We start from the raw sequence: 12,250 nt of genomic DNA, 5'->3' as shown, positions 1-12,250 counted from the left end.
CCGCCTCGGCCGCGCCCGGTCGGCGTGCTGGTGCACCATGGCCAGGGCGGTCGCCCGGCCGAACACGTAGGGGCTGGATCCGATGAAACGGGCGTGCTGCCAGGAGCTGTCGTCCCCGTGGCGGTGGCTTCGTCGATCACCGGCAGCAGCGTTTCTCGACGGGTTCCGGAGTCGGTTGGTGATCACCTGGTCCACGGGTGCCGACCGGGAACGACGGCGTTGCCGAGGGGGTGGCGAGAAAAGGGGAGGCGGGTGCCAACGGGTCGTTGACAGGATGTCCGCGCTCAGCTCCCCCGATGGGAAAGGACCCGACGACCGTGGCTCATGCCATCACACTGATCCGCTCCGCCTCCCTGTCCGACATCGCCGAGTACGCCTATGCAGCCACGGCGCCCGCCGACTCCCGCCTGATCTTCCTCGCAGGGGCGTGTCCCCTCAACGACGACGGTTCGACGGCAGCGATCGGGGACTACGCAGGTCAGGCATTGAAAGCAGTCGAGAACATGCAGACTGCTCTCACTGCCTCCGGCGCGTCACTCCAGGACGTCATCAGCACCAGGGTTCTCGTCGCATCGGCGCGGCGGGAGGACCTGGTGGCTGCCTGGAAGGTGGTCCGGGACTCGTTCGCTGACCATGACGTCCCCAGCACCTTGATGGGCGTCACCGTGCTCGGCTATGAGGACCAGCTCGTCGAGATCGAGGCCGTAGCCGCCGTGCTCGACTCCTGAGGCCCATTGACACACCGCCCTCGGCTGAGAGCTGCGAACAAAAGTGGGTTCCGGTCAGCGGGCGGTGTCCGGTGCGTGCGCTCGCAAGGCGTCGGAAGGTCCGTGTGGCGGAGCTGCCAGGGCTTTCTCCGGCAACGCGGCGAGGGCGCGTGCCGGGCGCCGCCAGCCGGGGCCCACTTTTGTTCGCAGCTCTAAGTAGCTTTTGTGGTTCCGATCTTGAGGGGTGGGTGCCGAACGGAAGTCTCGTTCGGATGGTCGCGGTCGGCCGCAGGCATGAAGGCAGGGCCTCTTGGCAGCTCAGGGTCGCGAAGCCGACAGAGCTTCAGGAGAGCCGGGCCGCAGTCGTACGTGCCCGCGTCGGTCGAGTCGGCCAGCAGAGACCGGGGTTGGCACCCTCCGTTGAGAGATCACCTCCTGACCGGAAGATCATTCTCGTGAGGAGGTCTCAGCGCCTGGCATACGCGCGGATGAACGCATGGGCTCCGTCGATCATGATCTGGCGGATCTGGTCAGGGTCGGCGTGGGCGGGAACCGGTTGGCGTTCGTAGGCCAAAAGGAGAGTCAGGGCGCCGAAGTGATCGGCGGCCAGGCGCGGGTTGTCCGTGTCGAGGAGTCCGGCGTCGACGAAGTGGGCGATGCGTTCCGCGAGTGCTGCCTGTATCGGCGCCGTTTCGATGTCGTCCTCGGTTGTCGGCGTCCGCAGGCGCTCCTGGGCGACGAGGGCGAACCCGGCGTGCAGGTCGGCGGAGCCGACGACCGTCGCGCCGAGGTCGATCGCCAACGCGGTGAGTGCCGCTTCCAGTTCCGGCACTGTCGTGATCAGCGCATCTTTCGGAAGATGTTCCTCGATCGCCCGGAGTCCCGTGGCCAGTAGTGACTCGGACACTTCGGAGAGGATGGCCAGGAAGAGGCTCCGCTTGTCGCCGAAGTAGTCGTACACGGTGCGTTTCGAGACAGCCGCTCGGGTCGCGACAGCATCCATGTTGACGCGGTCCACGCCTTCGTGGACGAACAGGTCCCGGGCGGCGGCGAGGATCGCCTTCCGCTTCTCCGAGGACCCTTCGCGCACCGTCTTCTGCCCACCGTAAGAGCTCACTGCCACCTCCGAAGGCAACTCTACACCGTGCAGTTTACCTACTGCACTGCACGGTGTAGTTTTATTGACGGCAACACCACCAGGACCTCAGGAGAAGAGGAATCGCTCATGCCGCGAGCGCCTGCTGTCATCGGTGATCTCGTCTCATCCGCCATGGGGCGGCCGGCTCCAGCCACTCGACGTCAGTGAGCCCGCCCCCGGCTTCCTCGAACTGGAACTCGACGCCGAGCCGCCGCCCGGCGGCTGGCATCCCGGCCACGAGATACAGATCCGCGCCACCCCCACCCAGGGGCGTCGCTACACCGTGCGGGCGGTGGGCGTCACGGACTCCGGCTCCGAGCGCATCACCGTCCTCGCCGCCACCGACGCCGACGGGCCAGGCACCATGTGGATGCGCCGACTGCGTGTCGACAGCCGCACGACGGTGCCGGCCGGTCGCCACCGGCCGCTCCGCGAGCACGGAACCCGCCGCCTCCACCTCGGAGACGGCTGCGCCCTCGGCACCCTTGACGCCTACGCCCAGGGCGGCGATGCACCGATCGTGACCGTCGAGGTACCGGCAGACGCCGTCGGGCCCCTCGCCGACCGCTGGCCTCGGTACCGCTTCCTGCCCGCCACGGGAGCGCCGGGCGACGCACAGCAGACCTGGCTCGAACGGACCGTCGGCGGCGACGAGGTCAGAAACCTCGACGGCGCCGTGCTGCTGGGCCACGCCCAGTCGATCCAGCGCCAGCGGCGGGTGATCACCGACAGCCTGAACCTGCCGCGCCATGCCATCACCACGAAGCCGTACTGGGCCACCGGCAGGGCGGGACCGTGGTGCCCGCCGACACGACCCGCGCGGAGCAGTACCCCAGGAGTGCGTCCTGCCGAGCGCACCTCCAGAAAACACCCGCAACCCCTGAAGGACTGCACATGACTCAGAACATGACTGAGACACGCCGCCCCCACCGCTCCGTCCTCGTCTCCGGCGCGAGTATCGCCGGCCCTGCGATCGCCTACTGGCTGCACCGTCACGGCTTCGACGTCACCGTCGTCGAAAAGGCAGGCTCCGTGCGCGGAGGCGGCTACCCCATCGACATCCGTGGCACCGCCCTGGAGGTCGTGCGGCGCATGAACATCCTGCCCCGACTGCAGAAAGCGCATGTCGACACGGATCGCATCACCTTCGTGGACACCGACGGCAGCACCATCGCGGCCCTGAGCGCCGAGAGCGTGGCCATCGGCGCGGGCGAAGACCTTGAGGTACAGCGCGGCGACCTGACCGAGACCGTCTACGACGCCGTCCGCGAATCCGTCACGTTCATGTTCAACGACTCCATCGCCGCCCTCGACGACCGTCCCGACGGCATCGAGGTGACCTTCCGCAGCGGCGCCGGCCGCACCTTCGACATCGTCATCGGGGCGGACGGAATCCACTCCCACACCCGCCGACTGATCTTCGGCCGCGAGGAGCCCTTCCACCACTACCTCGGAGCCTGCTTCGCCGGTTTCACCGTGCCCAACCACCTCGGGCTCTCCCACGAGGGCATGCTGTGGAACACTCCCAGCCGGCGCGCCGCCCTCTACGCCGCCGGCTCCGGCGGTCAGGTGTTCGGACTGCTCTCCTTCAGGCGCCCGGACCTGCCCTTCCACGTCCTCCGCGACCCGGACGCGCAGCGCGAACTGGTCGCCGCCGCATTCCCGGACGAATGCTGGGAGATCCCCCGGATGGTCGCCGCGATGCGCACCGCCGAGGACCTGTTCTTCGACGCCATCAGCCAGATACGGATGACCCACTGGTCCCAGGGCCGGGTCGCGCTGGTCGGCGACGCCGCCTACGCCCCCTCGTTCCTGACGGGACAGGGCACCAGCCTCGCCCTGGTCGGCGCGTATGTCCTGGCCGGAGAGCTGGCCACGCACGCCGACCACACCGAGGCGTTCGACGCCTATGACAGGGTGATGCGGCCGTTCGTGACCCTCAACCAGGAACTCGCGAACGGGGGCGACACACGCTTCTTCCCCGCCACCGACGAGTCCCTCCAAGAGCGCAACGCGGCCCTCCGCGCGCTCTCAACCCTCCCCGCCGGCTCTGGGCACGACGCGTTCAGCGCGCTCACGCTGCCCGACTACGAGTAACCCTGACGGTTGTCTCGACGGATGAGCCTGTCACGGTTCCCGGGAGCCGGCGCCTGCTGAGCGCGGTACTACGGGCGGCCGGCCGGACGAGGGTGACCGGCGCGCAATGGCACCTGCTGCTCACCGCTTCTTGTCGAACGGAAGTCCCGATCGGATGGTCGCGGGGCGCTTGGCGCATACGGACAGGGCCTCCTGAACAGCTCGTTGGTGTCGAATCACCGAGCAGCAGGAGGCTCCGATGCAGCAGTCTTGCGTGCCGATGGCCGGGCAGTCCAGCGTGGTCACCCGGGAGTGTGACTGCCTGGCTCACCGGTCGTGCCGTTCTGGCGGAACTCCGTGCGCAGAAGAACGCCACCCAGCACCGCCGCCCTGCCCTGGGCGGCCGGGAACCGCGCGATGCCCACGGTCAAGGCCGTACGCCGCGCTGCCCGCACGGTACTGCGAAGGACGCCGCCGGGGCCGGGCCGCTGACCCGCGGAGCACGCTGCTCCTCGGCGGCGGCCGCGCGTCCGGCGTGCCGGCCCGCGACCGTTCACGGTACGGCCGGGGTCCTGGCTCGCGAGAAGGGCGGGAGCTGGCGCCGGGTCAGCGTCTGCGGGGCCAGGCGCTGCCGATTCCCGCGACGTGCAGGGCGAGGGCGGTCAGGCCGAGGAGCATGACGTTGACTGACGAGAACGTCTGATTGGTGCTGATGTCGGCCGCGTTGATGAGGAACGCGATGAAGAACAGCACTGCCGCGATCATGCCGAGCATGACGAGCCCCTCTCCGAAGGAAGTGAAGTCCGTATGCCCGGGCACCGCCCCCGTAGACGCGGACGGCACCTGGGAATCCGCACACTCCCGACCCGCGCGAAGCCCGACGGCTCGCGCGGGTCAGGGGTGACGGCTCCGCCATCAGGCGGGGGCGTGGCGCGTGTTCGCCGTCGTCCTGCGCGGAGCGGCGTGGTGCGCGGGCCGGCCCGTCGCGGGGACGGGCAGACGCCGCAGGGACCAGCCCGCGGTGACAAGGAGGCCGGTGAAGACGGCCAGGAGGAGGGCGCACACCCACATCTGCCGGCTCCCGGGAGCCTGCCAGCCCGTCCAGGCCAAGGACGCCGCCCACAGCAGGGCACCCCCGGCGTAGAAGGAGCGGACGCGGTGCAACTGCCGCACGGCCCGCAGGAACTGGATACGTTCGGTCTTCGGTGCCATGCCGGGCCGTGTACCCCGAAGAACCACGATGGTGCAGATCGGCGCGGATCTCCCGCCGGTGCGCAGGGACAGTGTGCTGAAGGCCCGACGGTGAGGCGAGCGGGGGCCGGCGGACACGGCCCCGAGACCGGTGGGCGGTCCCACGGCCCGGTCGGTTGCGGGATCACCGGTCTCGGGATGCCTCCGGCTGTCTCGTCCCGGCCGAGACCAGGCAGCGGCACCAGCACGCCCTCGCGGCACAACGATCACAGGGTTCGAGACCACGGGGAACTTCAGGCCGGCAGCTGTACCGTTTCACCGGATGTCGATGTCACCTTGCGCCCCCTCACCCGCGCCCCCGCGGGGCGGTCCCACCGGTCAGGTCCGCCGGCAAGGTCACTCAATACGGAACTCGTTGCCTTCGAGGTCCGTCATCACTATGTGGCCGGCGTCGATCGCGGAGGCGGGATCCTGGCGGCGTACGCGTGTCGCTCCGAGTGCGAGAAGCCGCTTGCACTCGGCCTCCAGCGCCGTCATCCGCTCGTCGCCCGTCAGCCCGGGGGCCGCGTGGACCGCGATGCTGAGGCGGTTCTCGGTGCCCTCCGCCTCCGGCACCCGCCGGAACGACAGCCGGTATCCCCGGCCCCCGGGGTCCTCCAGCACCGCCCGCGTGTCGCGCTCGTCCTCCGTGCCGACGTGGACGTAGCCCAGTGCGGCACTCCAGAAGGACGACAGCGTGCGCGGGTCGTGCGCGTCGACGGTCACCTGGACGCGATCACTCATCGGGGTGCTCCCTCGCCACCAGGCGCGCGGGTACGGACATCGCAGATCGCGTCGTGGGCAAGTAACCACCACAGCACCCCATTTGGGCTGGTACGTGTCCCCTTCCCTGTCCCACGTCCTTCGCGCGCCCCGCCACCATGTGGTCTTTTTACACCAACACGACAGTGGCGACAACGGAGTCTATGAGTCGCGACGTACCGGCAACGGTCAATGCCCCATACGGCTACTGTCGGTCGCGATGCGAGTGCAGAGTGTGCCGAATCGGTTACCCTCGGATGCGTTCATCACCGACATCACCGATTCCGGCAGGAGTACTGGATGATCTGGCGTACCGAGGTCCTCGATCAGCTCGATCTGTACTGGGACCACCACTTGATGCCCAGGCTGGCCGGTCTCACCGACGACGAATACTTGTGGGAGCCGGTGGCGGACTGCTGGTCGGTCCGCGTCGGCGGGGACGGAAGGGCCTCGCTCGACCTGCGACGCCCCGCCCCCGAGCCGCCTCCCGTGACGACGATCGCCTGGCGCCTGTGCCACGTCGCCTTTCACGTACTGGGCATCCGGTCCAGCGCTCACTTCGGCGACGGATCACTGACCTCCGAGACCGCGTCGATTCCCGTCACGGCCGCGGGCGGGCTCGAGGCGCTGCACGAGCACTACCACGCATGGCGCAAGGGGGTGCTCTCCCTCGACGACGCGGAACTGAGCCGGCCCATAGGAGATGTCGAGGGGCAGTGGGGAGAGCGGCCGATGGCGACCCTGCTCCTGCACGTCAACCGTGAAGTCATGCATCACGGAGCGGAGATCGCCCTGCTCCGCGATCTCTACCGCGCCCGCTTCGCGTGAGCTCCGGGTGAGCGCGGCAGAGCAGCCGAGCCAGGCCGTCATCGGATGCGCACCGGAAGCCGGCTCACTCCACTGGCGCGGGCGACGTGCGCGGCCTCCTTCTCGACCGCCTTCACGGCGAGCCGGTCGGCGTCCGGGAACGGGGTCACCACCAGCTCCTGGCCGACGATCTCCCACACCCCGACGACTCTGCCGTCCTTCACGACCACGGGGGAGATCCAGCCGGCGGCGCGGCTCACCGCGGAGCGGTGTTCCGGTGCGAGGACGACCTCGTCCTTGGTTCCGGGGCCGAGGAGGTACTGGTCGAAGCCGCCGAGCAGCCTGATGCCGGTGCACGGGGCGGTGGCGGCGAGTTCCTCCGCGTGCTCCGTCAGGACGAAGGCCTTGCGCCCTTCGACATCGACCTCGGTGAGCTCGTCGCCCATGTCACCGAACCACTTGCGCAGCTTCGGCTTGCTCGTACTGTTGAGCGACAGCCAGCGGTCGAAGGTCTCGATCGTCGCAGGGCCGTACGCACCCAGGTACGCCTTGATCACCGTGGGCGCCGCCTCGTCGGGTTCGGGCATCTTGCCCCAGTCCGCGCCGAACTGGCTCGCCGGCAGCGTGAACGTGATCTTGTTGCCCTGGTTCGGGCCGTGGCACAGGACGCCCCGCCAGGCCAGCGGTTTGAGCACGGAGCCCCACCCCGACCGCAGTCGCTCCTCCATGCTCACGAACCGCTTGTCGGCGACGAGCCGGGTGACGAGTTCGTCCCGGGTGAGCACCACTCCGTCGAGGATCCCCGCCACCTCTTCGGTCAACTCGTCGACCTGCCGGGGCGTGACGCCGGAGGCCCGGGTCCAGGACGGCTTGAGCCAGCTTCCCGTGTTCGCCATGAGCGACAGGTAGGGCCCGGCCTCACTCGGCCGCAGGAGGTGCAGGGTTCCGCGCATGGCCCAGGTCTTCATCAACGAGAGGCCGGCGACCTCCCGGTTGACGCTCTCCCGGTCGGGTGCCGCCTGCCGAAGTGCGACGTTCAGCTCGGCGACACTCCAGACCTGTGCCTGCACGCCACACAGTCTGCCGACGACGTCACTCGCACTCGGCTGGGTACGCGGCTCCAGGAACTGCCGCTGCATCCGCCACGCAAATACCTGCCTCCAGCTGACCTTCACACCGTTCCTTCCGGCCGACAGTTCACACACTGCATCAGAATCTGCATGTCAACCTACACCGAGAAACCCGGGATGCGAGCGGAACAGCGAATGTGGGCCGACCGGAGTCAGGCGGCGGATCCGGCTTCCCGCCACAGCGCGGCGGGGGTGCCCAGCCGCACCGACTCCACGGCCACCATCCGGTACACGGATGCCGCTGTCGAGTGTGCGAGCATTCCCCGTACGCCGTGCAGTTGGAGGGCGATGCGGCTGGCGAGCTGCGCGTGTTCGCCGGCGACCGCCAGCATCGCCGCCGCGTCGGGACGTTCGCCGCGGTCGAACTCCCAGGCCGTCTTGTTCAGCAGAAGCTTCCAGCCCTCCCCCTCGCCGATCAGGAGGGCCAGCCGGTGCGCGACCGTCTGCCGCTCCACGAGCGGTTTTCCCGACTGCGTACGGGTGTTGACATGGGCGCGGGCCACATCGACGATCCAGTCGGCGATGCCCAGCAGCAGTGCCGCCTGACGGATCCGCGCCGCCGCGAGGGCTCGCCGCCAGTGAGCGTCGGTCACCGCCAGGGACCGGGAAGCCGCGCCCTCGAATCTCAACCGCGAGGCGGGTATGCCGAGATGCTCCGCGGACTCCGTGACGCAGGTGTCGGGTTCCGGAATCACCAGACGCCATGCGGCGCCGTCCTCGCCGGCGGCCCGCACGACGCACAGCGCGATGTCACCCACGGGCAGCGATTCCGACTCGCCCCACAGCCGGCCTCCGTCCCGCACGTGTACGGTGCCGCCGCCTCGCGTCCCCACGACCACTGCGTGCCGGGTGCCCTTGTACAGGTCCGCGAGGATCTCGCCCAGCAGTTCCGTGGGCGTGCCGTCGCAGTCGAGCAGGTCGAGCGCGAACGCGGTCGCCCGATAGCTGTCGAGCGGTTCCAGTCCGTGTCCGAGGCGTTCGTTCACGACGATGTCGGCGCTGAGTCCGAGCGCGAAGCCGCCGAGGCGCTCCGGTGCGCCGAGGCAGGGCACACCGATGTCCGCCAGTTGAGCGGGGAGGTCGCCGGTGCGCGTGAGGACCGTGTCCACGGCGCTGCGCAGACGCTGTTGGAACGGATCAGGTCGCAGGTCCATCGCGGTCAGTCCTCCCTCGGGGCGTGGGTGAATACCCGGGCGCTGCTCAGAATGTCCAGCATGACCTCCGAGGCCCCGCCGGAGATGGTCATTCCCGGTGCCTCCCGGAAGGCCGCCTCCAGTGTGCGGTCACCGGGGTCGGGTCCGGGTTCCAGCAGGTCCTGGCCCAGGGTGTCCAGGGCCCACCAGGCGATGCGCTGGGCCGATTCGCTGCAGTGCCATTTGGCGAACGAGGATTCGGCGATGTCGGGACGGCCGTCCTGGAGGTTCTGCATGACCTGGCAGCTCAGCAGTTTGCTCGCGGTGATCCGCGCATCGTGGCGAGCCAGTTCGGTGCGTACGGCATCGGACTGCCGGGCACCGTCCCTGTCGACACGCTGCGCGACGAGATCCAGCCAGTGGCGTCCGCGCGCGTAGTAGTCCAGCCCCGTGCGCTCCGCGGCGAACATCTGAGTGATCAGCGACCAGCCCTCGCCGACCTGGCCGAACAGCGCTGACTCGTCGACCCGCACATCGGTGAACCAGATGTCGTGGAACTGCTCGTTGGCCAGGCTGGGAATGGGACGGATGACGACACCGGGTGCGTCCAGGGGGACGAGGAAGAGGGTGAGTCCCTCGTACTGGCTGCTCTGCGGATCGGTCCGTACCGCGATGAGCGCGATGTCGGCGTAGGCGCTCTTGAGGTTGTAGGTCTTGCGCCCGTTGAGGACCCAGCCGGTGCCGTCGCGCACCGCGGTCGTGGTGATGCCTGCCAGGTCGGATCCGTTGCCGGGCTCGGTGAACAGGATGCACGACGTGAGTTCGGTGCTCGCCAGGGCGGGCAGGAGCGTCCGGCGCTGCTGCTCCGAGCCCGCGGCCAGGATCAGGGAGCCGACGTTCTGCACCGAGATGCAGTACAGATTCTGCGGTATCCGGTGGGCGACGAGCTTCTCCAGCAGCGCCACGGTCGCGGTGAAGTCGGCGCCCCTGCCGCCGTACTCGACCGGCCAGGAGGGAGCGAGGATTTCGGCGTCGCCCAGATACCGGTACAGGGCGCGGGGGTCGCCGTCCATGCCGTCCTGCCGGGTGGCGAGTTCCCGCAGCAGCCGTTCCGTCTCCGGGGACGTCAGGATCTCCTCGACCTCGTTCGCGAAGTCGACGCTCTCCGGTGGCACATCGAAGTCCACGCTCTCACTCCTTGTCGGTAGTCAACGCACTCGACGGATCGCGCCGTGTACGGCCCGCATGATCTCGGCCCGGTGCTCGTTCAGGAAGAAGTGGCCGCCTCGCAGCACGGAGAGGGTGAACTCGCCCGATGTCTGGTCGCCCCAGCCGCGCATCGCCGTGGGAGGCACCTCCGGGTCGGCGTCTCCGCACCAGGCGGAGATCGGGCAGGACAGCCGCGGTCCCTCGTGGTACCGGTAGTTCTCGATCATCGCGAAGTCCGCCCGGATCATCGGCAGGAGCAGGTCCAGCAGTTCGTCGTGCTCGAAGACCGTCTGGTCGGCGGCGCCGTAGTCGCGCAGCATCTGGATGAACTCTGCACGGGGCAGGGGACTGACGGGAGCGACCGGGCGCACGATCGTCGGCGCGGGGCGGCCGCTGACGAAGAGGTGCCGCACCGGCCGGTTCAGCGTCTGAAGGCGCCGGCTGACCTCGAACGCGAGCATGGCTCCCATACTGTGCCCGTACAGGAGGGTCCGCGTGGGTTCGGCGGCGATCGTGTCGGCGATCTCCTCGGCGAGCTGCACGAGATCCTTGGCCGACGGCTCGGTCATGCGGCCACCGCGGCCGGGCAGCTGCACCGGCACCAGTTCGATGGGGCTCGCGCAGTGCGGTGCCCAGTCGGCGTAGTAGGTCGCGGAGCCGCCGGCGAAGGGGAAGCAGTACAGACTGTGTGTCGCCGTGGCGGAGCGGAACCGGCGGTCGAACCACAGCCGGGCATCGGGGCGGTGCAGGGGGTAGCTGCTCACCGTACGTGTGCCCGACGGGGAGTGAACCGCACCGGCATGCTCTTGTAGCCGGGCACGAAGTGGGAGGCGACGTGCTTGACCTCGCCGGCGATCTCGATGCTCTCCACCCGCTCCAGGAGTTCGTCCAGGAAGATGTCGAGGCCGACCTTGGCCAGGTTGGCGCCGATGCAGTAGTGCGGTCCCAGGCCGAAGGCGAGGTGCTTGTTCGGCCGTCGTGCGACATCGAAGGTGTAGGGGTCGGGGAAGACCCTCTCGTCCCGGTTGGCCGCGCCGATCCAGGCGGTGACCGGCTCGCCCGCCCGGATGGTCCGGCCGTGCATCTCCACGTCCTTGACGGCGTACCGCATCAGCGCGGTGACCGGGGAGGACCAGCGCAGGAGTTCCTGGAGGCAGGATGTCCGCAGCTCGGGGTTCTCCTGTACGGCCCGGAACTGGTCCGGGTGTTCGGCCATCACGGACATCAGGGTGCACAGTGCGTGCGGTGTGGTGACGTTCGCGCCGATGAGCAGCACGAAGGCGTTGAGGAGGACCTGCTCCTGCGACATCGGTCCTTCCGAGAGATCCATCCCGACCATCGCGCCGATGACGTCGGGGTCGACGTCGTCCCGGCTCCGCTGCGCGTACTCCTTCTGGAAGTACTCGAACAGCTCGTGCCGGGCCTGGCGCACGGTGGCCTGCGCGCTGCCGGCGGAGTAGTCGGGGTCGTCGTAGGCGATCGTCATCATCACCAGCTCCGCGAGTCTTTCCCAGGACTCGGGGGGCAGGCCCATGAGCGTGCCCGTGACGGCCATCGGGAACATCATCGTCTTGTGGGCGATGTCGTACACGCCGGCTTCCAGGACCGACTGGATCAGGTCCCGCGACAGCTCTCTGAGCAGCCGCTCCTGAGTGGCGACCACGGAGGGTGAGAAGGCCTTGTTGAGCGGCTCCCTGAACTCCCGGTGCCGGGGCGGATCGGTGTCGGCCATCATGTTGTCGGACGCGATGTCCGCGGTGTTGAGGTCGAGCACGCACAGGATCGTGCCCCGCCGGGAGGAGAACTCCCCGTAGCTGCGCAGCACCCGGCTGACGTCCTCGTGGCGGGTCACGACCCAGAACGGCTCCCGGCCGCCGCCGGGGTCGGCACGGTAGAGCGGCTGGTTGTCACGCAGGTCGGCCCAGAGCGCGTGCATGTCCGTCGCGGCGTGGAATCCGGAGTCGAGCAGGTCGGAGTCCTGGAACTGCACCGGGCAGAACGGGGGCTTGGAAATGATCATCTGCCGTACCTCTCGGATTCGATCGGCCAGAGCGCCCA

At 68.9% G+C, this 12,250-nt stretch carries 13 protein-coding genes; 4 read left to right on the top strand and 9 right to left on the bottom strand.

Translation table 11 applies throughout. The features are described 5' to 3' along the window. Positions 1–317: 317 nt before the first annotated feature. The gene (locus tag IG64_RS08280; protein ID WP_107474196.1) at positions 318–728 is read left to right on the top strand and encodes a RidA family protein; all 411 of its coding nucleotides are present in this window, start codon (positions 318–320) and stop codon (positions 726–728) included. Between the two features lie 445 nt (positions 729–1,173). Here IG64_RS08280 and IG64_RS08275 read toward each other — a convergent pair whose 3' ends face one another. Then, the gene (locus tag IG64_RS08275; RefSeq protein WP_234438431.1) at positions 1,174–1,830 is read right to left on the bottom strand and encodes a TetR/AcrR family transcriptional regulator; all 657 of its coding nucleotides are present in this window, start codon (positions 1,828–1,830) and stop codon (positions 1,174–1,176) included. Between the two features lie 127 nt (positions 1,831–1,957). Between IG64_RS08275 and IG64_RS08270 the strand changes: the two genes are divergently transcribed. Both IG64_RS08270 and IG64_RS08265 read left to right on the top strand, forming a co-directional pair. After that, positions 1,958–2,743, top strand: a complete 786-nt coding sequence (locus IG64_RS08270) for a hypothetical protein (protein WP_063758766.1) — start codon at positions 1,958–1,960, stop codon at positions 2,741–2,743. A gap of 8 nt (positions 2,744–2,751) precedes the next feature. Continuing rightward, positions 2,752–3,942 carry an FAD-dependent monooxygenase gene (locus IG64_RS08265; RefSeq protein ID WP_037853802.1) on the top strand — a complete coding sequence of 397 codons (1,191 nt, stop codon included), beginning with the start codon at positions 2,752–2,754 and terminating at the stop codon, positions 3,940–3,942. Between the two features lie 585 nt (positions 3,943–4,527). Here the strand turns inward: IG64_RS08265 and IG64_RS41500 are convergent. From IG64_RS41500 to IG64_RS08255, 3 genes are all read right to left on the bottom strand, one after another. Next, positions 4,528–4,695 (bottom strand): hypothetical protein, encoded by a 168-nt coding sequence (locus IG64_RS41500; RefSeq protein WP_199811538.1) that lies wholly within the window; start codon positions 4,693–4,695, stop codon positions 4,528–4,530. A 141-nt stretch (positions 4,696–4,836) separates the two neighbouring features. After that, positions 4,837–5,133 carry a hypothetical protein gene (locus IG64_RS08260; RefSeq protein ID WP_037853625.1) on the bottom strand — a complete coding sequence of 99 codons (297 nt, stop codon included), beginning with the start codon at positions 5,131–5,133 and terminating at the stop codon, positions 4,837–4,839. 375 nt (positions 5,134–5,508) lie between these two features. Next, the gene (locus IG64_RS08255; protein ID WP_037853623.1) at positions 5,509–5,895 is read right to left on the bottom strand and encodes a VOC family protein; all 387 of its coding nucleotides are present in this window, start codon (positions 5,893–5,895) and stop codon (positions 5,509–5,511) included. Between the two features lie 318 nt (positions 5,896–6,213). Between IG64_RS08255 and IG64_RS08250 the strand changes: the two genes are divergently transcribed. Further along, positions 6,214–6,741, top strand: a complete 528-nt coding sequence (locus IG64_RS08250; protein ID WP_037853621.1) for a DinB family protein — start codon at positions 6,214–6,216, stop codon at positions 6,739–6,741. Positions 6,742–6,779: 38 nt separating this feature from the next. On the opposite strand, the gene IG64_RS08245 is transcribed toward IG64_RS08250, so the two are convergent. From IG64_RS08245 to IG64_RS08225, 5 genes are all read right to left on the bottom strand, one after another. Next, the gene (locus tag IG64_RS08245; RefSeq protein WP_051812505.1) at positions 6,780–7,859 is read right to left on the bottom strand and encodes a winged helix DNA-binding domain-containing protein; all 1,080 of its coding nucleotides are present in this window, start codon (positions 7,857–7,859) and stop codon (positions 6,780–6,782) included. Between the two features lie 143 nt (positions 7,860–8,002). Continuing rightward, complete coding sequence (locus IG64_RS08240) at positions 8,003–9,004, bottom strand: acyl-CoA dehydrogenase family protein (protein ID WP_037853619.1); 1,002 nt, start codon at positions 9,002–9,004, stop codon at positions 8,003–8,005. A 5-nt stretch (positions 9,005–9,009) separates the two neighbouring features. Continuing rightward, the gene (locus IG64_RS08235) at positions 9,010–10,170 is read right to left on the bottom strand and encodes an acyl-CoA dehydrogenase family protein (protein ID WP_037853618.1); all 1,161 of its coding nucleotides are present in this window, start codon (positions 10,168–10,170) and stop codon (positions 9,010–9,012) included. Positions 10,171–10,191: 21 nt separating this feature from the next. Then, positions 10,192–10,956, bottom strand: a complete 765-nt coding sequence (locus tag IG64_RS08230; RefSeq protein WP_199811536.1) for a thioesterase II family protein — start codon at positions 10,954–10,956, stop codon at positions 10,192–10,194. Beyond that, a complete protein-coding gene (locus tag IG64_RS08225) occupies positions 10,953–12,212 on the bottom strand; it encodes a cytochrome P450 (RefSeq protein ID WP_037853616.1) in 1,260 nt (419 codons plus the stop codon). Before IG64_RS08225 ends, IG64_RS08230 begins: the two co-directional genes overlap by 4 nt. Positions 12,213–12,250: the final 38 nt, after the last annotated feature.

It is taken from the genome of Streptomyces sp. NRRL S-340 (assembly GCF_000720185.1).
Taxonomy (GTDB): domain Bacteria; phylum Actinomycetota; class Actinomycetes; order Streptomycetales; family Streptomycetaceae; genus Streptomyces.
The sequence above is the reverse complement of the archived record's forward strand: the minus strand, read 5'-3'. Positions and strand labels throughout refer to the sequence as shown.